Genomic DNA, 25437 nt, shown 5'->3' on the forward strand with positions numbered 1-25437 from the left:
AAATGAAAAATCATTCCATCCGCCATTTAACGATCGCTGCATTGTTGATCGGCATGGGGATCGTCATTCCCATGGTAATGCCCAAAATCGTCATTGGACCAGCATCCTTTACTTTAGCTAGCCACGTTCCCGTATTTGTGGCGATGTTCTTTTCACCAGCGATGGCGATCGCGGTAGCTTTAGGAACAACCTTTGGCTTTTTCTTAACACTGCCACCAATCATTGCTTTACGGGCATTGTCCCATGTTGTTTTTGCAGTCATCGGTGCCTTCTATTTACAGAAGCACCCAGATATTTTACTGAAAAATGGCAAACCCTCTTTATTGAATATCAAATTTCAGAGCTTTAACTTGATTATTGGACTGATTCATTCTGCCGTTGAAATGGCAGTCGTTGCCGCCTTTTACTTCACAGGAAATGTACCAGGAACCTCATTCGACGGCAATTTCTACTATTTTTTGTTCGTTTTGATGGGGATCGGTGGCTTGATCCATAGCTTGATCGATTTCAATTTGGCTTATTTTGTTGCAGGTGCCTTAAGCAAACAATTTGATATTCGTTCTTTTTCAAAAGCAAAAGGACGCTTTATTCAGAAACAGAAGAAAGCGGCATAAGCGCCAGTTTGAATAGACCCGCTGCCTAGACGGGTCTATTTTTTGTGTTTAGATTAAGAAAATACTCCTTCTTAAAAGTTTATTATAGTGAAATAATAAACAGAAATAAGTTATAATATACAAGAGGAGGAAGTAGATGAAGAAGATAAAGTTAAAACGGTTACTTTTAAGTATGTTCGTCTTGATGCTCTTCTTTCTGCTGATATTTTATGACAGTAAGAACGGGCAGTCCCCCTTTAAAGTGATAGAGGATGAATTGACACTAGCACTTTCGGATGAGGAACAAACACCAGAGCCGGAATACAGTGAGGTTATTCAATTAGATGTTCCGTTAGAAAATCAATTCGATGAAGTTGCGTTAGGGAATGGCTGTGAAGTAACAGCTTTATCGATGCTCTTGAATTTTTACGGATTTGATACCAATAAAAATCAATTGGCAGAAGAATTAGCCTATGTCCCGCTTTATGAAGATTACGATCACCATGGAGATCCACGAGAAGGTTTTGTTGGAAACATTTATGGCGGCGATAGCGCGATGGGTGTTGACGTTGAGCCGATCACCGATGTTGCCGAAAGAATTGTGAAAGAGCAATATGAAGTCGTTAGTGGACGAGACAAAAGCTTTGATGAGATCGTCAAAGTATTGCAATCTGGGAAACCAGTTTGGATGATTGCTACGTTAGAATTACAAGTACCTGCTGATACGGATTTCTTTGAATGGGAGACCAAAAGTGGGCAAATCCTTGTGACGGCATTGATCCATTCGGTGGTGATCACCGGCATTGATGGTGATATGATGTATGTCAACGACCCTTATGGATATAAGGATCGTGAAGTCAGCAAAGAAGACTTAGCAACGATTTATGAAAAAATGGGGCAACAATATTTATATTTAGAAGAACTATAAGAAAAAAATAAACTTGCCGTTGACAGTAAATGAAAAAACAATTATAATTTTTTAAAATTAAACAAAGATTTCGATAACGTTGAAGAGAAGAGTAGCAGATCAACAAAGGTACAGAGACTCCGGTTGGTGAAAAAGGAGACATGCGGTGATCAGTGAAGATGAGCTCTGAGTTTTTTTGTTGGTTCACGCCAGCAAAACGGCATGCGCCCGTTACAGCGCCAAGTATCATAGTGTACTGTTGAGGTGTTATTTGTGAGAATAGCACGAATTAGGGTGGTAACGCGCATCAAGTCGTCCCTTTTATCCGTAAGGATAAAAGGGCGGCTTTTTTTGTTTTTCTCAGCCGAAACTGTTCGCCTTCTTTTCAACAAGAAATTTATCTGTAAGGAGTTGAAGCAATGCCCATCATTATTCCCAAAGAACTACCCGCTGCAGCGGTTCTCCAAAAAGAAAATGTCTTTGCCTTACTGCAGCATAAAGCGGCGAAACAAGAGATTCGTCCCTTGAAGATCGCAATCGTCAATTTAATGCCGAAAAAGATCGCCACAGAAAATCAATTGCTGCGCCTGCTTTCTCAAAGTCCGCTGCAAATTGAAGTAACTTTACTGAAAATGAAGTACCACGAAAGTAAAAACACGTCTGTCGATCACATGGAAAAGTTCTATCAAGAATTCTCAGTGATCCAGTCCCAACGATTCGACGGCTTGATCATCACTGGTGCCCCTGTTGAAAAAATGGCCTTTGAAGCCATTGATTATTGGCAAGAACTGCAAGAGATCATGGATTGGAGCCAGACGAATTGTACTTCAGTCCTGCATATTTGTTGGGGGGCACAAGCAGGTCTTTATTACCATTATGGTATCGACAAAGTGTTGTACCCAAGCAAGTTGTTTGGCGTCTTCGAACAAGCAGTCACGCATTTTCATCCGCTCGTTCGCGGTTTTGACGACGTCTTTTATACGCCGCATTCACGCTATACTGGCATCGATGAAGGCCAGCTCGCCCAAGCGCCTTTAGAAATATTGGCAGCGGGTGTTGAAACAGGGCCTTCCATCTTCGTATCAGAAGATCATAAAAATGCCTTCTTGCTAGGGCATTTTGAATACCACACAACGACCTTGAATGAAGAGTACTTGCGAGACATGGAACGGGGCTTAGCTACCGCATTGCCCAAAAATTACTTTGCGTATGACCGTTTAGGCGGAAAGATTACCAACCGTTGGCGGGGACATGCCTCTTTGTTTTTCAGCAATTGGATCAATGAAACCTATTTGCGAACGCCGTATGACCTGTCCGTCAAGCCGACGAAAGAAGGTTACCGAATTGGCAGTGAGCCAGAAGGTCGGGTGAGTATCAATGACGATTGAGCATTTTCTCTCCCACTATGCTAGACAGCGAAAAGGCACTGATTCTTTAAAATGGGATCTTGTGGATCAACGGTTCCAAGGAGAAAAGCTTTTGCCTTTATGGGTAGCTGATATGGATTTTGCTGCGCCAAAGGCAGTGGAAGAAGCCTTGCAGCAACTGGTTGCTCAAGGAACCTTTGGCTATGCGATTCCCCCCTCAGGCTATTTTTTAGCCTATCAGGGCTGGCAAGATCGCCACTGGGGGACGAAATTCGAAGAAAAATGGCTCTCGTTTTCCACAGGGGTCGTCCAATCTTTGTTTGATTTGCTTCATTGTTTCACAGAACCAGACGATGGCATCTTGATCCAGCCGCCCGTCTATTATCCCTTTTTTGACAGCATCAAAGAGACGAAAAGGCGCTTGATAGAAGCACCCTTGCAAAAGGTGGGGAATTCCTATCAAATCGATTTTGCTGCTTTTGAAGCCAAAATCATTGAAGAAAAAGTGAAACTATTTATTCTCTGCTCCCCCCACAATCCAGTAGGGCGGGTCTGGCAAGAGAAAGAATTGTATCAGTTATTAGCCATTTGCCAAAAACATGAGGTTATCGTGATCGCCGACGAGATCCATCGTGAGCTGATACTTGGTGAGCAGCAATTTGTTTCAGCCGTGACAGTGGCACAGGAGTTCGGCTTTGAGAAGCTGATCGTTCTGGATTCGCCCTCAAAAACCTTTAACTTAGCAGGGTTATTGCTGTCTCACGTTTGGATTCCAGATTTAGAGATGCGCACAGCCTATCAGGCGTGGTGCCGACAATACAAGCAGACGGAAGTCAATCGTTTGGGATTGGTGGCTGCGAAAGCCGCGTATGAATCGGGGGATCAATGGCTAGCGAACCTGCTTTTGGTGATTGCTGCCAATGAACAAATGGTCCGCCAGCAACTGCAAGAAGCATTTCCCAAAATTGAGCTCCTGCCATTAGAAGGAACCTATCTTCTCTGGGTGGATCTGCGGCAAGTCATTGCCAAAGAACGAACCAAGCACGTGATCCAAGTTACTGCCGGTCTGGCAGTCGATTATGGGGAATGGTTCGCCAAAGATGGTCAGGGCTTGATTCGTCTGAATCTTGCGACAACACCGACGATCATTCAAGAAGCCCTTGATCGCATGATCGAGGCAATCAAAAAGGAGGAACGACATGACGATTGATACAGCAACTTTTCTGGCACAATTAGGCAATCATTCGGATCAGCAAACTGGGGCGATCAGCCCACCGATCTATCTTTCCACGACCTTTGCTCATCCCGAGTTAGGGCAAAGTACCGGCTATGATTATACCCGTACCAAAAACCCGACCCGTGATATTTTAGAAGCGGGTCTTGCCGAATTAGAAAAAGGAGCTCGGGCAGTAGTGACCAGCTCTGGCATGAGTGCGATCGCTTTGATTTTTGACTTGTTTACCAGCGGCAGCCGCTTTTTGGTTTCTCGTGATTTGTACGGCGGCAGCTTTCGCTATTTTGCGGAATTGGAAAAAAGCCAGCGGGCCTTTTTCGATACCTTCAGTACTGTAACAGAATTAAGTGAAAAATTAACTGACGAGGTAACGGCTGTCTTTTTAGAGACCCCAACGAATCCTTTGATGACCGTGACGGATATTGCTGAAACCGCCAAGCTTGCTCACGAACATGGGGCACTATTGATCGTAGATAATACCTTTTTGACCCCATTACGGCAGTTGCCATTAGAAGAAGGCGCGGATCTGGTGATCCACTCAGGTACCAAATTCTTATCTGGCCACAATGATATTTTGGCAGGCGTCGTGATCGCCAAAGATGCGCCGCTGGGGGAGCGCTTGAACTATTTAGCCAATACTTCTGGCCCTACCTTGAGCAGCTTTGATACGTGGTTATTTATTCGAAGTTTAAAGACGCTGCCGTTGCGCTTTGAACGGCAGGAAGCCAACGCTAAGGAAGTCGGCCGTTTTTTACGAGCCCATCCGGCAATCAAAGAGGTGCTGTACCCGAATGCCGGCGCGATGATCAGTATTCGGGTGCTTGATGAAACCAAAATCAGCGGCTTCTTAGCGACATTAAAGGTTTTTACCTTTGCAGAAAGCCTAGGTGGTGTGGAAAGTCTTATCACGTATCCAACGACACAGACTCACGCCGATATTCCTCAAGAGGTACGAGAATCTTATGGATTGACGCCGGATCTTTTACGGATCTCCATTGGGATCGAAAGTAGTAAAGATTTGATCGATGATTTAGAAAATGCACTGAAGATATTCAAATAACCCAACCACAGATCAGCTAGTGAAAAACTTACTTTTGTAGAGTAATTTTATTGACAGTTTTAGTTGTATAGGATAAAGTTACACTACATATGAATAGTGAGTCCGATGTTTTCGGTTGATGGCAACAGGGATTAACCATTTCTCCTTTGAAAAAGTAGGTTGTTTTGAGAAACTGAGGGGAAATTGGTCTAGTTGGGCCATTCTACAAGGAAATAGGATGATTGATCTGAGGAGGGAACAAAAGGGGAAAAAAGGGATGAAAAGAAATGTAGTAAATGTGTTGACGACAGGAGTGATTGGGCTGCTTGCCTTGTTTAGCTTGGCTGCCTGTGGCAACAACCAAGCGGATGAAGAAACGACCGTCGTCAAATTAGGTGTCGTTGGCGAACAAAATGAAGCCTGGGAACATGTGCAGGAAGAATTGAAGGAAAACGAAAATATCGACTTGCAACTGGTGAAGTTCACCGATTATCGCCAACCAATCGTCGCACTAGAGGATGGGTCAATCGATCTTCACGCAGCATTGACGGAAATTTTTATGGATAATGTCAACGAAGAAAGTGGTTATTCCAACACGACGATTGCGTATACGACATTAAACCCACTTGGTATTTATTCCGATAAAATCAATGATGTCAGCGAATTGGCAGATGGTGCTACGGTGGCTTTACCCAATGATGTGTCAAATGAAAGCCGTGCACTATTACTCTTACAGACCGCCGGTTTGATCACTTTGGATGAATCCAAGGGTCTACTGCCGACAACTAGTGATGTGACTGACAATCCCAAAGCTTTGAAATTTGAGCTGCTTGATTCCAATCAAACGGCTCGGGCAATGACCGATGTCGACATCTCTTTGATCAACAACGGCATGGCAGTTGATGCTGGCTTGGTTCCTACAGAAGATGCGATTTTCTTAGAACCTGTGGCTGATTCCTCCAAGCCTTATTATAATGTGATCGCTGCGCGAGCAGACGAAGCAGACAATGACGTTTACCAAACGGTCGTTCGATATTATCAGACCGATGAAGTAAAAGCAATCATCGAGGAAGTAACAAAGAAATCTAGTATACCTGTATGGGAATAGAAAGGTAAAAACGACTATTACTATATAGGAACAGGAAGTAGGATGGAAAAATGATAAATTGGAAAAAAGGTTTAGCAAGTGTTGCCGTCGTCGGACTAGGATTTGTTCTAGCAGCCTGCGGTGGATCAAATACAGAAGAAACATCAACCAGTAGTGCAGCTGGAGCTGGGGATGATTCAACATTCACTTATGCCATCAGCGGGGACCCATCGTCCACTAACCCGATCAACACCAGTGATCGTTGGGGCTTGACAGTGACAAACATGATCTATTCTCCACTCGTTACAGTGGAAGCAGACGGAACAACACAAAATGCGTTGGCAGAATCAGTGGAACCGGCGGAAGACGGCCTTTCATTGACCGTGCATTTGAAACAAGATGTGAAATGGTCAGATGGCGAAGACTTTACCGCCGATGACGTTGTTTTCACGTATGAACAAAAAGTCAAAAAAGAAAACGGCAATGCCGATTCGCTTTGGGTCGACGACCAGCCGATCGCGATCGAAAAAGTGGATGAATACACCGTGAAATTTGTGTTGCCAACACCGAGTGCAGCAGCGATCAGCAACATCGCAACCGAAACGTACATCATTCCCGAGCACATCTTTAAAGATGTTACCGACTTCTCGGTCAGTGAATTGCCTGAAAAACCAGTCGGCACTGGTCCGTATCAACTGAAAGAATACAAACGTGGTGAGTACTTTACTTTTGAAGCCAACGAAAACTATTATGGCGGCAAGCCTTCGATTCAAAATGTGACGTTGCGGATCATCGAAAGTACCGATACGGCGAAAGTCGCTTTGCAAAAAGGGGAAGTGGATGCAGCCGTTGTCTTGCCTTCAGATATTGAAGACTTAGATGATGAGCAGATTTCTGTTTATCCTTATACTGAAAACCGTGTTGGTTATCTAGGCTTGAACACTCACTCAGATGCTTTGCAAGATGTGAAAGTTCGACAAGCAGTTCTCTATGCGTTGAACAAAGATGAATTAAATCAAGCAGCATATTTAGATGAAGAGTATTATGCAACACCATATTCATTCTTGCCACCGAACAACCCATACGTCACTGATGATGTTGAAAAATACGAGACAAATGTCGAAAAGGCTCAAGAACTTTTACAAGAAGCTGGCGTGACTGATTTGTCATTGAATTTGGCTTTCAACTCAACTGATCCAGCTCAAACGATCCAAGCTACGTTGATCCAACAACAATTGCAACAAGCAGGCATTACAGTTACCCTTGAAGGTGGCGATGGTACAGCGATCTTTACCGAGTTGAAGAAACCAGATTCAACGAAGTACAACTTATTCCTTGGCGGGTATATCATGGGGAATGACCCTGACTTATATGGCAGTTTATTCGAAACTGGCGGTAGTGCCAACTACTTCCAAAGCAATAGCGAAACCATTGACAATTTGTTCGCCCAAGCAGCGGTTGAATTAGACACGGACAAACGTGAAGCATTGTATGATGATTTGCAAAAAGCCATTGCTGACGAAGCGATCATTTACCCAATCGTTGACAACAAGAAAATCCTAGCGGTCAATAACCGAATTGGTAATGTAGAAGATGCAGGTTTGATCCCAATCTATACATTCGAAGATATGTCTAAATTGACAATCAAGTAAATCCATTGGCTGTGATAAAGAGGAATCTTTTTTATCACAGCTTTTTTCTATGAAAAAGAAAGTAGGTCAGTTATGTTTCGATACATTGCAAAACGAGTATTGCAAGCAATTCCTTTGCTGTTTGTGATCTCTTTTATCGTTTTTTCACTTATACATATCGCACCGTATGATGTGATCGACTCCATCACGACACCCAATATGTCGCAAGAGCAAATCGATCTTTTGCGGCAGCGCTATGGCTTGGATCAACCCTTTTTGGTTCAATATTTTCTTTGGATCAGAAATATTCTTACCGGTAATCTTGGCTTTTCTTTGGTGTCTCAAAGTAGTATTTCACAAGAACTTGCGACTCGGATCCCGAATACGATGCGTCTAGTGATCCCTGCATATTTGACAGCTTTATTGCTGGCGATCATTTTGGGTCTGTTAGCTGCTGCCAACAAAGGAAAGATTTGGGATCGGATCATTGACGCTGTGGCATCTCTAGGGATCGCTGTGCCGACCTTCTGGTTTGCGATGATCTTGATTTATGTGTTTGGTTACTTATTAAATATGTTTCCAATCATTGGCATGTATACGGTCGGTAAAGAAGGGGATTTTGGCGATTTTCTGCAGCATTTTATTTTGCCTTATACCACATTGACAGTCGCCTTCTTTCCAGATTTGACGCGGTATATCCGCGCATCAGCGACACAACAAGTTTCAGAAGACTACGTGATGGTGCAACGGGCATTTCATGCCAGCAAATGGCAGATTTTCAGCCGTCATATCAGTCGAAATATTTTGATTCCCGTTGTCACCCAAATCGGCTTGGCGTTGCCGATGTTAGTTACCGGTGCGATCATTACAGAAACGATCTACGGCTGGCCGGGCGTCGGACCTTACTTGATGAGTGCGACGAAAAGCCTCGATTATCCTGTGATCATGGCCATCATGCTGCTGTCAGCAACACTGGTCATCTTAGGGAATTTGTTAGCGGATGTATTATACTCCGTGGTTGATCCACGTATCCGTAAAGGAGGGAGCAAGTAATGAAACGTTTCAAAAAAATCAGTGAAGTCATGCTTGCTTCGCCCATCTATACCTTTTCTGTCGTTTTCCTGACGTTATTGATTATTTTGTCGCTTGTTGCGCCTTTGATCCCCATCGATCCCAATGCAACGGATGTCAGCAACATGTCACAGCCGCCGAGTTGGTCTCATTTATTTGGAACCGATGAAGTGGGGCGAGATTACTTTATTCGGGTCGTCTACGGCGGTCGGGTGTCCTTGTTTGTAGGTGTCTTGGCAATGATCACTGCGACGTTTATTGGGACTCTTGTCGGTCTTGTTTCTGGCTACTTTGGCGGATGGATCGATAACTTGCTGATGCGGCTCGTCGATGTGTTGTCATCGATTCCTTGGCTGGTGTTAGTGATCGTTTTGAGCGTCTTTTTACGTCCCGGACTAACCACGATTATTATTGTGATCGGCGGCTTCTCCTGGATGAACATCGCTCGTTTGATTCGTGGTGAAACGTTAGCAGCGAAAGAACGGGAGTATGTTGCTTACGGGAAATTTATCGGCCGTTCTTCATTCAGTATTATCGTGAAGCATGTTTTCCCAGCAGTACTGCCAACCTTGATCGTTGCGGCATCCGCAAGTATTTCTGGAGCGATCATGACCGAATCAGCGTTGAGCTTCCTCGGATTAGGCATTCAGCAGCCGATGGCTTCGTGGGGCAGTCTGTTGCAAAACGCGCAAAACAGCTTGCAGCGGGCACCATACATGGCGATCCTTCCCGGGCTTTTTGTTATTTTCACCATCTATTCCTTCAACAACATCGGCGACATGATCAAACATGTCTTGCAAAGGGAGGTGTGACCGATGAAGACAGAATTATTAGCGATCGAAGCGTTGAATGTGACGTTTCACAGCAAAACCGGTCCGAAACCGTTAGTCAAAAAGCTGGATCTAGTGATTCCAAAAGGCAAAGTGGTTGGGATCGTCGGCGAATCTGGTAGTGGCAAAAGTATGACCATGAAAAGTGTCATGGATCTTTTGCCTGATAAGGTGACCGATCACTATGCCAGTTATACATTTGAAGGAGCAGCAGTGACCGATCGTCGAACCTTACCGATCGCCATGATTTTTCAAGACCCGATGACTTCGTTGAATCCTTTGCGTACGATTGGCTATCATTTGATCGAAGTGATTCGCCGCACACAAAAAGTATCGAAAAAAGCAGCACAAGAAATCGCCGTCAAAGAGTTAGAAAAAGTCGGCATACCTTTTCCAGCACAACGTATGAAACAATATCCCCACGAGTTATCAGGAGGGATGCGTCAGCGGGTGATGATCGCCATGGCTTTATTGGCGCAACCGAAATTACTGATCGCAGATGAACCGACGACGGCTTTAGATGTGACGATCCAAGCACAGATTTTGGCATTGATCAAAAACCTGCAAAGAGAGAACCAGCTTTCCGTCGTCCTTGTGACCCATGACTTTGGGGTCGTTGCAGGAATGTGCGACTTTATTAAAGTGATGTATCAAGGTCGAGTCGTGGAAGAAGGCACCACAGAAGAAATCTTTTATCAACCTGCGCATCCTTATACGAAACAATTATTGCAGGCGGCCCATTTAGGCGACAAGCATGCCGAATTAAAAGTCTTTGACTATCATGAGACATTGGCAGATGAGTTGCAAGAAACGCAGTTATCTAAGACCCATCGCGTTTGGCGCAATCAGGAGGTGACAGAATAATGGAAGAACTGATTCGCGTAGAACATGCGACGAAAACCTTTCGCAGCAAAAACTGGCGCGGCACTGTCAGTGAAGTCCGAGCGGTCGAAGATGTCAGCCTAACGATCCATCGGGGCGAGACATTGGGGCTAGTAGGGGAATCTGGGAGTGGGAAAACCACTTTAGGACGCAGTATTTTAAATTTAGAGACCTTAACAAGCGGGGAGATTTTCTTTGAAGGCAAAGAGCTAACAGCATTGACGGCAGAAGATCGCAAAGCAGCGTATCAGCAAATGCAGATCATTTTCCAAGATCCGTATTCATCATTGAATCCCCGCATGACGGCACTTGAACTGGTGATGGAGCCGTTGTATCATGAAACGAAAGATGCTGCCCGAGCGAAAGCCAAAGAAATCTTAGCGATCGTCGGGATCACGGGTGATGATGTCCATAAACTGCCCCGCAGTTTCAGCGGCGGACAACGACAACGGATCGGCATCGCTCGTGCGGTGGTCAATCGCCCGGCGTTCGTCTTGTGTGATGAACCGACTTCGGCATTAGATGTCTCCATTCAGGCTCAGATCATCCAATTGCTGCTGCGTCTGCAAAAAGAGTTTTCGTTGTCTTATTTGTTCATTTCCCATGACTTGTCCGTGATTCGTCATATCAGTGACCGAACAGCCGTCATGTATCAAGGGAAATTAGTTGAATTGGCACCCACCGACCGTTTGTTTGACAATCCGCTGCATCCTTACACGAAGAAATTATTAGCAGCAGCGCCGATCGCTGATCCTGTGTTAGCAAGAGGTGCGATGGAACAAACGGAAATTCAAAGCACGATTACTTTGACACCATTGTATGAATGGGTCGAAGTTGAACCAGATCATTTTGTGAGGAGAGAAAAACGATGACAGTAGAAACATTGACGATCCATCAAGGAAGCGACAAATTTGAAATGACGACCCCAACTGGCAATTGGGTGTTAGCACGGGAAAAAGGCTATTCGCCAGTCCAAATGCTGGTGAGTGCGGTCGCTGCTTGCGGCGGCTATGTATACGCATCCGTCCTAGAGAATTCAAAAATCACAGCAGAAATCGAAAAGATCGAAGTCAGCTATGACCGGGACGACAACAAAAAAGCCCAACCAGTCAGTGCCATCCACATTCAGTTTTATGCGAAAATCGCTGAAGCCGACCATGACAAAGCGACCCGTTGCCTAAAACTCGTTTCACCAAATTGCCCCGTGATCCAATCATTAGATCCAGCGATCGAAGTGACGGAAACGGTGACGTTTATTTAATCGAAAAAGACTTTGTGTGCCTGAAACCAATAGGCGTACAAAGTCTTTTTTTGATCAATAAATAATATTCTCCCGAATAAAGTCGATATCTGTCACTAATAGTTTGCGATCGACACTTTTTAGGGCGCCAGATTCTCGTAATTTTTGCATCATTCGATTGACACTGCTGGCAGAGGTAATGCCGCAAAAGCGAGCGATCTCCTCATTGGTGACTTCAAAGTCAATCAAGACACCATCTGTTGTCTGGATTCCGAACGTTTCATACAGCTCATTGATTTGGGTACAGACAGCACCAAATTTGCCGTTCATCAGCATTTGCTGCATCTTTTTCATCGTGTCCATCAAGTTTCTTCGATAATACTCTTTGACATAATCCTGCAGCAGGCGATCACGATTGACATCTGCCCAAAATTGATCCCGCACGATTTTGTATAATTCGGCTTCTTCTGATTCAACCCGCACATTAAAAGGGGCTTCGACTTCTTGAGAGGATTCGTCTTTAAACAAAGAGACGATCTCAAAATCCGTCAAATAGCGCAAGTTGAATTCGCGCCCTTCATGGGTCACTACGCTAGTTTTGATGATACCTTTTTTTAAAATATAGACGTACCGATCCGGGATGCCTTCATATGTCAAGTAACTCTTTTTCTTACGGATAACGACCGGTATTGCTTGTTTTTCTAAATAATCACGTAATATCTGTTTCTCCACCCACGTTACTCCTTCACTTCATGCCAACCCAACATTTTCTGAAAAAAATCTGAAATTTCCTCTATTCATGCTTCATTAAAAGACATTTCTGGTGAAAAAGCAATAACAAATGTTAATGTTTCTTGTTAATGCTCTTTTTTAACAGCAAAAGCGCATTTCAAGCAGAGGAAGTTTCGGTATAGTAAAACGCATCACAGCACAAACAGGAGGAATGGAAGAAACATGTCAGATAGGGAAACCAATCAAGAAGGAGTCGTCAGCTCGTTGCCGTCAACTAAAAATGAAAAACTATGGAACAAAGGGTTTATCACGATTACCTTGATCAATTTTATCGTCTTTCTCGTGTATTATTGTTTTGTCGTCATCACCGCGAAATTTGCCACGCAGGAGTTAGGGGCATCCACTGCACAAGCTGGCTTGGCAGCGGGGATCTACATTATCGGGACCTTGATCGCTCGCTTGTATGTTGGGAAAATTTTAGAATTAGTTGGTCGTAAAGCCGTTTTGCGCTGGGGGATATTGTTTTATGTCATTACCACCGCTGCTTATTTGGTCTCAGTCAACATTTATATTTTAAATGCAGTGCGCTTTTTCAATGGCTTTGCTTATGGTGCCGTCTCGACTGCGGCTAATGCGATCGTCACCGCTTATATCCCAGCTTCCAAACATGGCGAAGGGATCAATTACTATGGATTAAGTACTAGTTTAGCAGCGGCGGTCGGACCTTTTATTGGTATGCTTTTACTACCGACAGTCGGCTTTGATTTCATTATTTGGTTAGCAACTATTTTATCGATCGCAACAGCCATCGCTTGTTTCTGGTTCCCAGTCAAAAACATCCCATTGACGGAAGAACACAAAGCACAACTAAAAAAATGGTCCGTCAAAAGTTTTGTCGAACCAAAAGTCTTTTTCATTTCTGGGATTGCCTTTTTGATCGGGTTGGCTTATTCCAGCGTTCTCGGCTTCTTGTCGATCTACGCCAGTGACCTTGGGTTAGAAACGGCCGGTGCCTTTTTCTTCATCGTCTATGCACTTTCTGTGACCTTCACACGGCCAATGACTGGCAAACTATTTGACCGCCATGGCGCAGATGCGGTCATGTATCCTAGCTTTCTATTCTTGACCCTTGGTCTTTTCTTATTGAGTATTACTGGCAACAGCTGGATGTTGTTGCTTGCGGGTTGCTTTGTCGGCTTGGGCTATGGCACCTTCATGTCTAATGGCCAAGCCGTCTGTCTGAAAGAGGTCGATCCTCACCGTGTCGGCGTAGCGCTCTCCACTTATTTCATCGGGCTGGATCTCGGCTTAGGCGTAGGTCCCTATGCATTAGGAAGCTTGCACGGTTTGTTTGATTACTCGCAGATCTACATCTTATGCGGACTGATCCCAGTCGTCGTTCTTGTTTTATACAAATTGTTTTATAAAACGAAACGCGCAGTTGCCGCCGTTGGTACGATGAAGCAGCCAATCAACGAAGAAGACTAACCTCAACCATTACAAAAAGGAGTGTTTCACCATGGATAACAATCAATTGATTATTGAAGCATTGAACAAATTAGTAACGAATATCAACGAATTGAATGAAGAAATGCATGCCATGAAAGAGGTTACCGCAACGATGACCCATGAACAACTTGCTATCGATCATCAATTACGCGACATCAAATCGGTATTGATCAATGACAATCTGATTGGGTAAATTGTCATAAGGCTTGAAATGAAACAAGAAACAAGCATGAACGCTTTTTTTGAGAATGTTTGCTGCTCACTTACTGGTGGTAGAAAGATTCACATGAGAAAAGCGTTTTTTTGATGCACAAAAACGAAAAGCGAACATTGACAGATTTTGTACAAGAAAATAAGCAAGAAAAATTGTAGCAGTCCGCGCTTGTATGCTATAGTGTGTCTGGGTAGCAATACCTAAAAAAATCAGAGTAGGAAATAAAGCGTCAAGTGCTGAAAGGATGGGATGTTGCCTTTCGGACGAAGAACGATCATTCGTTCGCGGTTTTATTTTCGCATTCGCTGCATGAATTTGTAGCAACTCTAAAAGGAGATGCTCGCTATGAAAAGAAAAGTCGATGCACACATGATTGCGGTCATGGGACTTTTGATTGCCTTAATGGTCGTCTTGTCGCAAATCTTGGGGTTTGAAACCTCCTATATCAAAATCACATTTTCCTTTGTACCCCAGCTGATCATGGGTATGCTGTTTGGTCCATTTTGGACAGCAGTTGGCTCGTCATTAGCTGATATCGCAGGAATGGTGATTTTTCCAAAATCAGCCTACTTTTTTGGCTTTACCATCAATGCCTTCGTTGGTGGACTGATTTATGGCTACTTCTTTTATCGGAAAGAAGTCACATTAAAACGAGCGGCGATGGTCGTCTTGTTAAATACACTTTTAATAACCTTGATCTTAACACCGATCTGGTTAGCTATGATGCTGAATATTCCTTTGACAAGCTGGGCGATTTGGTCGGTCCGCTTGCTAAAAGCAGTCATCATGTTCCCGATACAAACTGCGTTGATTTACATCGTAGGGCGTGCGGTACCATACAAACGGCTGATCCGACGGTTCGTTTAACGAGTAAAAAAGAACGATAACATCCATTGAAGTGAATCATCTGCGAATATTTCGTCAGTGGTTCACTTTTTTCTTTCTAAGGATTGGCTTAATCATTCTCAATAACTTGTTTAGAGGGGAAGGGGAATCTATGAATAAAAAAGGACTCGCTATGGGACTGTTTCTTTTCTTGGTCTTAGCAGCAATGGGAGGGATGAAGTGGATGATAGAACAGCAAAAACAGCAAACCGAAGAGCCAGCCATGATCCAGCAAAGCAGCTTGAGGGACGAAACACAGGAAGAAAGCAGGGAAAGCCAGGAAACTACCTCAGTTTCCACGTCAACTTCTGTTTCAACTTCCACGCAAGAACAGCCAGAAGAGGCAATAGCAGAAAAAATCGCCACGATGAGTTTGGAGGAAAAGGTCGGGCAATTGTTTTTTGTGCGTGTGCCAGAAAGCAATCAAATCGAAGAGCTTCAAAAGTATCATTTCGGTGGCTATCTGTTATTCGGCCGTGATACCGAAAATGAGACGGCGGAGAGCTTGAAACAGAAAATTTCAGATTACCAAGCAGCCAGCGCCATTCCGCTGTTGATCGGTATGGATGAAGAAGGGGGCACAGTGACTCGCATCAGCCGCAATCCGAACCTTACGGATCAGCGTTTTCTCTCACCACAACAGCTGTATGCCCAAGGTGGATGGTCGGCGATCGAAGAAGATACAGCAAAGAAAGCGGAAATTTTAAAAGCTTACGGCATCAATGCTGGGCTGTTTCCCGTTGCCGATGTTTCCACTGATCCGCAGTCCTTTATCTACGACCGAACCATTGGCATGGATGCGCAGGGCACGAGTACGTTTGTAGAACGTGTGGTTCATGTTTTACAGAAACACCACGTTGGGTCTACCTTGAAGCATTTTCCTGGCTATGGCAACAATCGTGACTCGCATGTCGAAATCGTCACCGATGACCGCCCGCTATCTGCACTGCGGGAAACGGATTTTCTGCCTTTTGCCGCAGGGATCAAAGCTGGTGCCGATAGTATTTTGGTGGCGCATACGATCGTCAATAGTATCGATAAGACCGTACCCGCCTCTATTTCAAAACCCGTGCATGAGCTGCTGCGAAATGAATTGCATTTTGAAGGGGTCATCATGACGGATGACTTGGATATGGCAGGACTTTCTGAGTTCATTCCGCAAAAAGAAGCCGCATTACAGGCGTTGCAGGCGGGAAATGATCTAGTGATCTCCTCTACCTATCAAGAACAGATCCCTTTTGTGGTACAAGCGGTTGAAGATGGCCGCTATTTAGAAGCTGATTTGAATGCTTCCGTGAAACGAGTCTTGCTCTGGAAAGAAGCATTGCATTTACTTTAAGAAAAAAATAAACCTGCTGTTTCCTCCGTGTAAGAGAGTTGTTCTCTTACTGAGAGGAAGCAGCAGGTTTTTTTAGATACTCTGAGCCAGTGCCTCTAATTCTTTGGCAAAGGCTTCTTGACCAATAAATCGCAAATAGTCCAATGCTTTTTCAATCGTGGCCATTCCCAACGTACGATCGCCTTGGAACAAGGCGTAAATGCCTTCGAAATAACGAATCATCAAGCGGATACGATCATTGTCCGGCGGCAGGTGATCGGCTAGATACGTCAGCACATGCGCCAACTCGGCAGGTTTTTTGCGATCGATAAACAAGAAAGCCGCATTTGTCAGCAATTTTGTGTAGATTTGATAATTGATACTTAATGCATTGCTGTAAAAAATTTTTTTATTCAGGTGTTTCATTTGATACAAGATGTACTCGTCAGAAAAAAGGAAAAGCAGATTGGTAAATAAGGAGATTTCAAACTTTCCCCACGTGTCGATTCGTTCCAAGTATTTCTTGATGGTCGCTTCGATGATGCAACGTTCTTCCTCGTCGGTAACCACGCCTTTTTTCTCTAAAATCAAAAAGAATTGACTATACAGGACATAATAGAAGAAATCCTTCGTGGTTTTATACAGCGCTTGGGCTTTGTTAATCAAAGAGAGGACTTCAGAATACTTGCTTTCATAGTAAGCGGTGGTCAACTGTTTGGATAGCTGCTTTTTCTCGCTGACTTGATTGTCATCCAAGCGATACTCAAATTCCTCCAAAGTGACATTTAAGCGGTCCAAATACTGGTGCAAAATATCAAAGGCGATGCGGTGCCCTTTTTGTTCAAAGGTTGCCAGTGTACTGCGTTCTGAAATGTTCTCAACCAATTTTCGCTGTGAGATATTTCGTTCCGTTCGTAACTCTTTTAACAAGTCATTGGCCTTCAAAAAATCCCTCCTAAAAAAAGTGGACGGAAAAATAGTCCAAATATGTTACAGCTTTATTTTGCGGGTAAACTTGAAGAAAGTCAATTAAAGGAGGAGAAATGGATGTTTGATTTTTTTAGTTTTCCCTGGGAAGTTGTAGAACTAATGGCTAACGTTTTTTCTTTCTTCAAATAATCGATCCTTTGTGATTGGTTAGCAATTGATTTTTTAACAGGAAAAAAGTATAAGTGGTTTCACGTAATAAGTTACTGTTCATTCGCGCATTCAAACGCCCTCTCCCCAAACAGCTTACCCTGTCCAGGTGCGTAGGTCTGCCGAATCCCTTTTAAAAAAGGAGCAAACACAACAGCGAGTGATTGCTCTTTTTTTGTTGGTCAAAAAACCTGCATACGGCATCCCAACAGTCAGTTTTGTTTTTTCTTGAACATTGGTTCATTCGGATCAGAATAGTAATCAGGATTGAATTCATCATCGATCGAGACCCCGAAAAGAGAGACGAGACTGGGAAGAACCCCAATCACGCCGAGGACGACGGCAACTGGAAGGTAGAACTTTTTGCGCTTGTACCACGGAAGCTGCGATTTTTTTTCCATAGGAACTCCTCCTTTTTAAATAGTGTAGCATGTTCTGAGTTAAGTGTGTTAATAATTACCTTCAATATTTAAAAATATACTAAAAAGGTATATTGGTATATCTGATGGGGAAAAGGCTTCCTAGTAAAATTTAGGGAGCGTTCGTTTTTGTCATTGTTGCCAGAATCAAGTTTTATAAAAAAGGAACCGAGTAAGAAAGCCATCCTTCTTACTCGGTTCCTTTTTATTGTAAGTAATCCTTGGTTTGGTCCATCAAGGTTTGAAAGTCTGATTCGTTTTTTCTTATCGCCTCTGTTAGGGTAAACAAATAACCGTTGGGGTCTTTGATGGTCATTTCAAGGGCATTCCAAGGCTTTTCCATCAAAGGTTCCACTATCCACTTTTCGGGAATTTTTTGAGCGATATTCTTAAGATCAATCATCGCTACATTCAAAATTGCCCCATCGCCAACAGTGAACGAGTCTGCGGCAATCAGCATCAAATCTTGGTAGTCAGCAAGACGCAGATGGTCCATCGTCACTTGATTTTCTTGATTGCGAAACTGATACAATGACTGGAAACCCAAGATTTCTGCAAACCATTTTGATGATTGTTCAATATCTTTTGTCTTCAATTGATAAAACATTGGCATAACATATACTTTCATTTTGACACCTCCTCTTAATTAGAGGATACCGCTTGACGCAGCGTCAAAGTCAATAGACAATTTCGTATTGAAGCAAAGCTTGAGAATGGCGTTTCTTTGGCACTTAAGTCAAGGAAAAATGGGCAATAATTGTTTGACTCACTTCATCAGGTGATAAGTGGGTATTGTTGATTTTCAGCGAAGGAATCGTTGGAAAAAGGGTAGTTAATTCCTGTGGCAGGCTTTCTAAGCGATAGTTTTCAAACGAAGACAAAAGCTCGTTTCTAGAAAAATCCAGCGCTCTTTTTGACGGCTTTGCGGCTAAACGGTCCTCATGGCAATTGCGCTTTAAGCGTTCCTCAATATCAGCCACTAGTTCGATAAAATAGACCTTTTGCTGGGCATCGGTAAATAGTTGGGCGATCTCTTGTAAAAAAGCTAAATCTCCCGCTTGATCGAAATCAATCAAGACCGTAAAAATGATTGATTTTGTCGTATTATTGGCTTCATTTTGAACAAAGGCTTTGAAGAGTTCGATCCGTGTTTGATTAGACAAAGCGAATGCTGCGGGACTATAGCTAAGAAAGTTCGCAAAAAGATCAATGGTCTGGTGATTGAATAAAAGCTTTGCATCCAATCGTTTTTCCAGTTCTTTGCCCACAGTCATTTTCCCTGCGGCTTGTGCGCCAATCAAGACGATCAATGACATCACAACACATCCTTTTTATCAATCGTAACAAAGGTGGTTTGCAATGTAAATCAGTTCTTGTGATCATTTAAATCATGACGTAGGCTAGGGGGTAACTGAGGAGCTTAAGTGTTCGTGGACCAAAACCCAGTTTCCTTCGATCTTTTCAAAAATATTCGTGGCTCTACCCGAGCCTTCAATAAATTCTTCATTCAGAAAACCTTCATAGTGATACGTATAAAGACAGACTGCGGATTGAGCAGATTTGTGGAGCCATTGTACATCTGAAATATGATAATGTTCGTCTTTGATTAAGTCCCAAGCATTCTCAAAATATTGGCAAATTTCCATAGGTGTTCGACAGGTTGCATCAGAAAAGTAATAGATCGCCTGTTTTCCAAGGAATGGCTGAACTTGACGAAAATCGTGGGTATTGGTTGCTTGAATATAACCTTCAAGAGCTTGTTCCGGTGTGTGGATACGCGCACTTCCTTTCGCAAATAGATAAGGATAGTGTATCAAGGAAACCGAAAACTGTGAACCCTTCTTCTCACTGACTATGTAAATAAGAAACGTCGGAACTTCTCCGACAAAGGGAAGAAAACCATGCAGCACAAAAGCACAGTCTGGAACAACAAAATGACTAGTAGATTGATCGTTTCAAATCGTGAATAAAGATAGAAGTGGATCAGCCACTCGAAGACATTGACAAAGACTAAATAAAGGTAGTGCGCTTTTTTGACCTTGCAGTTTTTTAACCAATAATAGCTTAAGTAATAATCTAGCAAGATCATCAATAATAGAAAAAGTTTACTGAAAGCCGTCAGATTGTCATGCTGCGAGGCGAGTTTTTGAAAAAACAACAAAAGGGTTGGTGTCGGAATATAAATGATCAATAAGGATAGGAAAAAATAGACAATAAAGGGCATAGTCATTCCTCCAATCTGTTATTAAAAAAACATAGATAAACTAACAGATTTATTGAGAGCCGTCAACTGGTTTTTCATCGAAAAATTCGATAATGATGGGTAGCGTTGCTTGGAGGAAAAGGTTCAAAGGACAGTCGGTGGTAGCAAAGGATGATCGCGAGATATCCAAAAGAAAGACTCCCTTTTACGAGAAAAGGGAGCGGAGGAGTTGCTTCATGGGGTATATTTATGCCCATGTCTCATTGAGTTTATCCGCATAAAACAAAAGTGCCTGTCGGTAAGACTGGATGTCTGGATCGCTAGAGGTTTCGGCAAGCAGGGTCAATAATCGTTTAGTGGCTTGCTCATACTCGGCGAGATTAAACAGTGTCATGGCATAGAAGGTTTGCAAAGCATGATTTTTTGGAAACTGCTTCATCGCTTGTAAAAACACGTCTTCGGCTTTTTGATAATTGCCGAGGGCACGATAGGTGCTGCCTAGACCTAGGTAGGCATCTGGCAAGTCGTTTTCTGATAACCCTAACGCGATTGCTTGTTCATAATAAGGAATTGCCTGTTGTTCTTCCCCTAAAAGATCATAGCTCCAAGCCGTTTGGTACTGCACAAAGGCATCTTGGGGATTTTCGGCAGCTAATTGAATCAATTGTTCATTTGATTGTTGGAGTTTTTTTTCAGTCCGCAGTTGGATCGCAGCAGCTAGTCGTTCATTCATTGGTTGGAAGCTCCTTTTCAAATAGTAGAAAATGACTTAGATAACTTGCAAGCTTAGCTAAGGAGAAAGATCAGCCCAGCTTTCACCTGCAAAAGAAAAACCGCATGCTTCATACAGCTTGTAGGCTGGCTGGTTTTCAACTGTCACTACCAAGTAAAGGTGAATGAGTCCCATGCCTTTTGCTCGTTGGATCACTTCCTTCATCAGCAGCTTGGATAAGCCGTTGCCTTTAAAGGCTGCGTCCATAACGACAAATAATAGCAGGGGAAGCTCTTGAAACGTGCTGGTTACTACGGCACCGATAGGATGATCATCCTTTTGTAACTGAAAAGAAAGCTCTGGAATCAAGGGACCGTATTTTCCGTCAGCGGTCTCTCTCAGCTCTCTTTGCCAGTCAGCAAGCGATTCCCCTTCGTCATCTGACGTTTCATGATAGGCGGAATAAAAAAGCTCTGCGACACTTCGAGAATTCGGGAGAAAAGGCTCAAAAGAAAGGGCGGATTCTTGTAAAGCTTTGGGGGCATGTTGTAAGTCACAAGCCATAATGATTCGTTTCATAGAAGCACTCCTCTCTGCTCGTTTCATTTATTATAGCAGAGCCAAGCTTTTTCACGCTCGTTTTTTTCTAATAAAAGCCCAGATCCAACGAATTCCTTCGTAGATTGCAGTGAAGACAGCTACCAGAAACAAAAACGACATGTAGTGGATCAAAAAAGCGAGCTGAAACCATAAGCCATAGACCATCGGCAGGACGACAAGCAAACAAAGAACCAATTCGATGTTTCGCTTTCTTCTAATTTGAAACCAACGTTCATCTGACATCCTTTTTTCCTCCTGTTCATTCTTTACACACACATTTCGTTAAATATCCATCTTTATATAAAACAATCGATATAGTTGCGATATTTTGATTAAAAAACTAGGAAATTGATTTAATTTTTGGTAATCTTGAAGATAAGATTAGAAATAGCTGTTGTTTTTTATTTTGACTGATTTTCCCACGAAAGACAAGGTGAGCACAATGGAAAGAAAACCGATGTATTTAAAAAATGGGCTTCCTTTAACAATGGAACTAGGTAAAATTTACACATGCCTTTATCGAGGCGGTTATTTCATTTGTGAAGAAAAGGGCCAACCGCTGCCACCGATAAAAAGAGAAGCGAAATAAGCGAACTTCTCACTTAAGATTTGTCAGGGATCGAATGGGTTGTTGGAACTGTTATCTCCTTTTGGGTACCAATTAAATGATGTCTAGCATTTTCAAAAAATCTCAACGTTCTTCATTCATACCATTCTAAGTCTTAAATTGATTTTGACCGATTTCAATTTAGTAAGAACAATCCGATCCCTGGCAAATGTTAGGTGGAAAGTTGGGCAGGTAGCAAGTGAATCAGTAATAGGTGAAAAACACTTTTTTCTCACAAAAGATGATTTCACTTGAATAGAACGCCGTTTTTTGCTATAATAGTTCAGGAATTGAAAAATAAAATAGACAAAGGTTGAGCATTTTTTATGCTTCAAGGATCAGGTTTGCCAAGGGGTGAGGCAAACATTCTTGGAGGAATGCTGGCCTTTTTTCATATCAGCATACTTCTTCGTGAGGTATGCTTTTTTGTTTATTTTTCAGTTGAGAATACAAATCATTATAGGAGGGGAATCGATGAGAGAAGCTTTGACTCGTTTACGAGAAGCAGAAGAAGCCAATGAACAGCAATTGCGCGCTTTGAAAAAAGAATTGCAGTCGGAAGAAGCGCAGCAGCAACAAGCATTGCAAGAGCGATCAGCCGCTTTAGAAGAGGCGCTTGCTCAAGAACAAGCAACAATCGAAGAGCAGTTGCAACAGTCACTAGCAGCACAAAAGCAGCAGCTGGCAAAAGAGAATCAGCAAGTGTTAGATCGTTACCAAAAAAATATGCAAAGCTTCCAAGAGCAAGCGGTTCAACAGATCGTTGAAGGAGTGATCGGGACTTATGGCAGTAACCAAACTAAATAAACTAACGTTGATCACCCCGAAGCACTACCAAGAAAGGTTATTGACGAAGCTGCAAACGATGCAGTTTGTTGAAATCGAGAACGTATTTGAGCAGGAAGCGAACGAAACTTGGCTGCGGGAATTTTTTGCAGGAGCCACCCCAGAAGGTGCTTCTCATCAACCAATGATTCGTCGATTGCAAGAAGCGATCCGCTTTATTCGCCAAAATGGTGATGCGAAAAAAGGCACGGAATGGCAACGAGATGCCTTGCGGCTGTCGGACTTTGAAACAAGCTTCGATGAAGCAGCAGCATTAACGGAGCTGGTTGAAGTCGAGAATTTGCAGGAGCGCTGGGTAGAGACGATCGAAGCGATCGAAGCAGCGACGCAGTCGGAAGAATGGGCGACACAATGGCAAAATCTTGACGTACCCTTGGAGATCGAAGCGCCTGCACATACAAGTTTTTTTGCTGGGAGTGTCGAAGGTCCACGCTGGGAAGATCTAGCTGAAGCCTTGCGTCAATTGGAAGAGGTTCATATCGAAGTGATCTATTCTGAACCCAAAAAAGTCAATTTCAGCTGCCTGTTTTTAACAGCGATCGAAGAGCAAGTGTTCCAATTGTTTCACCGATATGGGGTGAAGAAAGAAACTGGCCTGACATCCGAATCACCAAAAGTGGTTTTGCAAAATACGAAACAAGCCTTGTCTTCCTTGACGCAGCAGCGCAAAGAACTGATTACAGAAATGAGTCAGCACAAACAACGGCTGATCCTGCTGCAGCAAGCGGAAGAACTGTTTTTGACTCGTGAGAATCGGGCAATGATGCAACAGCGCTTAGCAGCTGGTCAGACCTTTGCCCTCTTGCGCGGCTGGATCGAAGAAAAGGATCAGCCGTTAGTGGCGGAAATGGTCCAAGAATCCTTTGCCAACGAGATTTACTATTCATTTGAAGAACCCACTGCAGAGGAGATCGCTGCCAATCAAGTGCCAACGAAACTAAAAAACGCCTCGTTTATTCAACCCTTTGAAATGTTGACGGAAATGTACAGCTTGCCAAAATACGATGAGATCGATCCAACCCCATGGATGACGCCTTTTTACTATGTTTTCTTTGGTATGATGGTGGCTGACTTAGGTTATGGTGCATTAATGGCTGTCGCGACCACGATTGGGCTACACGCCTTGCGTTTGCCCAAAGGGACCAAACGGTTTCTGAAATTGTTCCAGATTTTGTCTGTGCCAACTATGATTTGGGGCGCAATCTACGGCTCCTTCTTTGGTGCTACATTGCCCTTCCAACTTTTATCGCCCTCCGAAGATTTTATGGCGATCTTTGGTCTATCCATGATTTTTGGTGGGATCCAACTGTTTACAGGCCTTTATTTAGCAGCCAAAGAAAATATCCGCAAAAAGGATCTTTTAAGTGCAGTCAACGAAGGCTTTGCGTGGCTAGGACTTTTGAGTGGTCTTTTAGTGGCAGCCGCAGGCAATCTTTTGATCGATGTCCCAGCACTAACAACCGTCGGCTTGATTTTAGCAGGCTTTAGTGCCTTATTGATCATCGTGGTACCGATTCTGAAAGGGAAAACCAAAGTGGGCGGCTTCTTTTTAGGCTTGTATGACTTATACGGTGTGACCAGTTACATCGGCGACTTTGTCAGCTATAGCCGCTTGATGGCATTAGGGATCTCTGGTGGGAGTATCGCAGCAGCCTTCAACTTATTGGTGGGCTATTTGCCGCCAGCCGCTCGTTTTTCTGTAGGCATTCTCTTATTGGTTGTCCTACAAGCTTTAAACATCTTTTTATCGTTACTGAGTGCGTATGTGCATGCCGCTCGTTTACAATATGTAGAGTTTTTCGGAAAATTTTTCACTGGTGGGGGGCGCCAATTTGAAACCTTTAAGCCAAGTGAGAAATACGTTGATTTTGATAAAGAAAATGGAGGAGACAATAAATGATTGATTACTTAATTAATAATAATGGTGGTATGGTGTTTGCAATTATCGGAATGGGGATCGCTACGATCTTTTCTGGGATCGGTTCAGCCAAAGGGGTGGGCCAAACTGGTGAAGCAGCGGCAGCCTTAACGACGAATCAGCCGGAGAAGTTTGGACAAGCCTTGATTTTACAATTGCTTCCCGGAACGCAAGGACTATACGGATTCGTTATTGCGTTTATGATCTATGGTAGCTTAAGTGGTGAAATGTCGACAGTGACTGGTATGGCGTACTTGATGGCATCACTGCCAGTTGCCTTTACTGGCTTATTCTCAGGAATGGCCCAAGGGAAGGTCGCTGCAGCTGGGATTCAAATTTTAGCGAAGAAACCAGAGCATTTCTTTAAAGGGGTTATGTTCTCAGTAATGGTTGAGATGTATGCCATCTTAGGCTTTGTTATTTCTTTCTTACTTTTAGGAACGATTTAAAGGGGGC

At 43.3% G+C, this 25437-nt stretch carries 29 protein-coding genes, 1 riboswitch and 1 other annotated feature; of the genes, 19 read left to right on the plus strand and 10 right to left on the minus strand.

Going from position 1 to position 25437, the window contains the following annotated elements:
• The first annotated feature begins 2 nt into the window (after positions 1-2).
• The 12 genes from IGK61_RS05465 to IGK61_RS05520 all read left to right on the plus strand — a co-directional run bounded on the left by IGK61_RS05465 (position 3) and on the right by IGK61_RS05520 (position 11902).
• Positions 3-614 carry a hypothetical protein gene (locus IGK61_RS05465; RefSeq protein ID WP_167826808.1) on the plus strand — a complete coding sequence of 204 codons (612 nt, stop codon included), beginning with the start codon at positions 3-5 and terminating at the stop codon, positions 612-614.
• Positions 615-750: 136 nt separating this feature from the next.
• Complete coding sequence (locus IGK61_RS05470) at positions 751-1521, plus strand: C39 family peptidase (protein WP_074535029.1); 771 nt, start codon at positions 751-753, stop codon at positions 1519-1521.
• Between the two features lie 398 nt (positions 1522-1919).
• Complete coding sequence (locus tag IGK61_RS05475) at positions 1920-2888, plus strand: homoserine O-succinyltransferase (protein WP_074535030.1); 969 nt, start codon at positions 1920-1922, stop codon at positions 2886-2888.
• On the plus strand, positions 2878-4077 hold the full coding sequence (locus tag IGK61_RS05480; RefSeq protein ID WP_074535031.1) for a MalY/PatB family protein: 1200 nt from the start codon (positions 2878-2880) through the stop codon (positions 4075-4077). The genes IGK61_RS05475 and IGK61_RS05480 overlap by 11 nt, the downstream gene beginning before the upstream one ends.
• On the plus strand, positions 4067-5161 hold the full coding sequence (locus IGK61_RS05485; protein WP_074535032.1) for an aminotransferase class I/II-fold pyridoxal phosphate-dependent enzyme: 1095 nt from the start codon (positions 4067-4069) through the stop codon (positions 5159-5161). Before IGK61_RS05480 ends, IGK61_RS05485 begins: the two co-directional genes overlap by 11 nt.
• A 256-nt stretch (positions 5162-5417) precedes the next feature.
• Positions 5418-6248, plus strand: coding sequence for a MetQ/NlpA family ABC transporter substrate-binding protein (locus tag IGK61_RS05490; protein ID WP_074535033.1), 831 nt, complete (start codon positions 5418-5420; stop codon positions 6246-6248).
• A gap of 50 nt (positions 6249-6298) precedes the next feature.
• The gene (locus IGK61_RS05495) at positions 6299-7879 is read left to right on the plus strand and encodes an ABC transporter substrate-binding protein (protein WP_074535034.1); all 1581 of its coding nucleotides are present in this window, start codon (positions 6299-6301) and stop codon (positions 7877-7879) included.
• A 72-nt stretch (positions 7880-7951) separates the two neighbouring features.
• Positions 7952-8911 carry an ABC transporter permease gene (locus tag IGK61_RS05500; protein WP_005234830.1) on the plus strand — a complete coding sequence of 320 codons (960 nt, stop codon included), beginning with the start codon at positions 7952-7954 and terminating at the stop codon, positions 8909-8911.
• Positions 8911-9741: an ABC transporter permease gene (locus IGK61_RS05505; protein WP_005234832.1), complete on the plus strand. Its 831-nt coding sequence runs from the start codon at positions 8911-8913 to the stop codon at positions 9739-9741. The genes IGK61_RS05500 and IGK61_RS05505 overlap by 1 nt, the downstream gene beginning before the upstream one ends.
• A 3-nt stretch (positions 9742-9744) precedes the next feature.
• Positions 9745-10623, plus strand: coding sequence for an ABC transporter ATP-binding protein (locus IGK61_RS05510; RefSeq protein WP_074535035.1), 879 nt, complete (start codon positions 9745-9747; stop codon positions 10621-10623).
• The gene (locus IGK61_RS05515) at positions 10623-11513 is read left to right on the plus strand and encodes an ATP-binding cassette domain-containing protein (protein ID WP_002316738.1); all 891 of its coding nucleotides are present in this window, start codon (positions 10623-10625) and stop codon (positions 11511-11513) included. The genes IGK61_RS05510 and IGK61_RS05515 overlap by 1 nt, the downstream gene beginning before the upstream one ends.
• Positions 11510-11902 carry an OsmC family protein gene (locus IGK61_RS05520; RefSeq protein WP_010747810.1) on the plus strand — a complete coding sequence of 131 codons (393 nt, stop codon included), beginning with the start codon at positions 11510-11512 and terminating at the stop codon, positions 11900-11902. The genes IGK61_RS05515 and IGK61_RS05520 overlap by 4 nt, the downstream gene beginning before the upstream one ends.
• A gap of 54 nt (positions 11903-11956) precedes the next feature.
• On the opposite strand, the gene IGK61_RS05525 is transcribed toward IGK61_RS05520, so the two are convergent.
• On the minus strand, positions 11957-12613 hold the full coding sequence (locus IGK61_RS05525; protein WP_008378905.1) for a Crp/Fnr family transcriptional regulator: 657 nt from the start codon (positions 12611-12613) through the stop codon (positions 11957-11959).
• 222 nt (positions 12614-12835) lie between these two features.
• Here IGK61_RS05525 and IGK61_RS05530 point away from each other — a divergent pair, with 222 nt between their 5' ends.
• The 4 genes from IGK61_RS05530 (at position 12836) to IGK61_RS05545 (ending at position 16560) form a co-directional block, all read left to right on the plus strand.
• Positions 12836-14101, plus strand: a complete 1266-nt coding sequence (locus IGK61_RS05530) for an MFS transporter (protein WP_074535036.1) — start codon at positions 12836-12838, stop codon at positions 14099-14101.
• Between the two features lie 31 nt (positions 14102-14132).
• Positions 14133-14315, plus strand: a complete 183-nt coding sequence (locus IGK61_RS05535) for a hypothetical protein (RefSeq protein ID WP_005225550.1) — start codon at positions 14133-14135, stop codon at positions 14313-14315.
• Between the two features lie 229 nt (positions 14316-14544).
• A riboswitch (THF riboswitch) is annotated at positions 14545-14646 on the plus strand.
• Between the two features lie 26 nt (positions 14647-14672).
• Positions 14673-15203, plus strand: a complete 531-nt coding sequence (locus IGK61_RS05540) for a folate family ECF transporter S component (RefSeq protein WP_005225551.1) — start codon at positions 14673-14675, stop codon at positions 15201-15203.
• A gap of 130 nt (positions 15204-15333) precedes the next feature.
• Positions 15334-16560 carry a glycoside hydrolase family 3 protein gene (locus tag IGK61_RS05545; protein WP_074535037.1) on the plus strand — a complete coding sequence of 409 codons (1227 nt, stop codon included), beginning with the start codon at positions 15334-15336 and terminating at the stop codon, positions 16558-16560.
• Between the two features lie 72 nt (positions 16561-16632).
• On the opposite strand, the gene IGK61_RS05550 is transcribed toward IGK61_RS05545, so the two are convergent.
• The 9 genes from IGK61_RS05550 to IGK61_RS05590 all read right to left on the minus strand — a co-directional run bounded on the left by IGK61_RS05550 (position 16633) and on the right by IGK61_RS05590 (position 21853).
• Positions 16633-17484 carry an Rgg/GadR/MutR family transcriptional regulator gene (locus IGK61_RS05550; RefSeq protein ID WP_074535038.1) on the minus strand — a complete coding sequence of 284 codons (852 nt, stop codon included), beginning with the start codon at positions 17482-17484 and terminating at the stop codon, positions 16633-16635.
• Between the two features lie 404 nt (positions 17485-17888).
• Positions 17889-18077, minus strand: coding sequence for a hypothetical protein (locus IGK61_RS05555; protein ID WP_005225554.1), 189 nt, complete (start codon positions 18075-18077; stop codon positions 17889-17891).
• A gap of 223 nt (positions 18078-18300) precedes the next feature.
• Positions 18301-18723, minus strand: coding sequence for a glyoxalase (locus IGK61_RS05560; protein ID WP_074535039.1), 423 nt, complete (start codon positions 18721-18723; stop codon positions 18301-18303).
• A 103-nt stretch (positions 18724-18826) separates the two neighbouring features.
• Positions 18827-19411: an AAA family ATPase gene (locus IGK61_RS05565; protein WP_074535040.1), complete on the minus strand. Its 585-nt coding sequence runs from the start codon at positions 19409-19411 to the stop codon at positions 18827-18829.
• Between the two features lie 84 nt (positions 19412-19495).
• Positions 19496-20005, minus strand: a complete 510-nt coding sequence (locus tag IGK61_RS05570) for a YybH family protein (protein ID WP_231434972.1) — start codon at positions 20003-20005, stop codon at positions 19496-19498.
• Positions 19948-20319, minus strand: a complete 372-nt coding sequence (locus tag IGK61_RS05575) for a hypothetical protein (RefSeq protein ID WP_074535041.1) — start codon at positions 20317-20319, stop codon at positions 19948-19950. Before IGK61_RS05575 ends, IGK61_RS05570 begins: the two co-directional genes overlap by 58 nt.
• 226 nt (positions 20320-20545) lie before the next feature.
• The gene (locus tag IGK61_RS05580; protein WP_074535042.1) at positions 20546-21031 is read right to left on the minus strand and encodes a tetratricopeptide repeat protein; all 486 of its coding nucleotides are present in this window, start codon (positions 21029-21031) and stop codon (positions 20546-20548) included.
• Positions 21032-21088: 57 nt separating this feature from the next.
• Complete coding sequence (locus IGK61_RS05585) at positions 21089-21616, minus strand: GNAT family N-acetyltransferase (protein ID WP_074535043.1); 528 nt, start codon at positions 21614-21616, stop codon at positions 21089-21091.
• A 24-nt stretch (positions 21617-21640) separates the two neighbouring features.
• On the minus strand, positions 21641-21853 hold the full coding sequence (locus IGK61_RS05590; protein ID WP_005225563.1) for a hypothetical protein: 213 nt from the start codon (positions 21851-21853) through the stop codon (positions 21641-21643).
• A gap of 675 nt (positions 21854-22528) precedes the next feature.
• Positions 22529-22582, plus strand: a sequence feature (sodium ion sensor (DUF1646 type); this cis-regulatory element may regulate processes involved in with the transportation of sodium ions).
• Positions 22583-22691: 109 nt separating this feature from the next.
• On the opposite strand from IGK61_RS05590, the gene IGK61_RS05595 reads away from it, so the two are divergent.
• The 3 genes from IGK61_RS05595 to IGK61_RS05605 are packed head-to-tail and all read left to right on the plus strand — an operon-like array spanning position 22692 to position 25430.
• Entirely contained in the window at positions 22692-23024 is a 333-nt protein-coding gene (locus tag IGK61_RS05595; RefSeq protein WP_015509344.1) for a hypothetical protein, read from the plus strand.
• A complete protein-coding gene (locus IGK61_RS05600) occupies positions 23002-24963 on the plus strand; it encodes a V-type ATP synthase subunit I (protein ID WP_074535044.1) in 1962 nt (653 codons plus the stop codon). The genes IGK61_RS05595 and IGK61_RS05600 overlap by 23 nt, the downstream gene beginning before the upstream one ends.
• Positions 24960-25430 carry a V-type ATP synthase subunit K gene (locus IGK61_RS05605; RefSeq protein WP_005225567.1) on the plus strand — a complete coding sequence of 157 codons (471 nt, stop codon included), beginning with the start codon at positions 24960-24962 and terminating at the stop codon, positions 25428-25430. The genes IGK61_RS05600 and IGK61_RS05605 overlap by 4 nt, the downstream gene beginning before the upstream one ends.
• The last annotated feature ends 7 nt before the right edge of the window (positions 25431-25437 follow it).

It is taken from the genome of Enterococcus sp. AZ063, assembly GCF_051715045.1.
GTDB lineage: Bacteria > Bacillota > Bacilli > Lactobacillales > Enterococcaceae > Enterococcus_D > Enterococcus_D casseliflavus.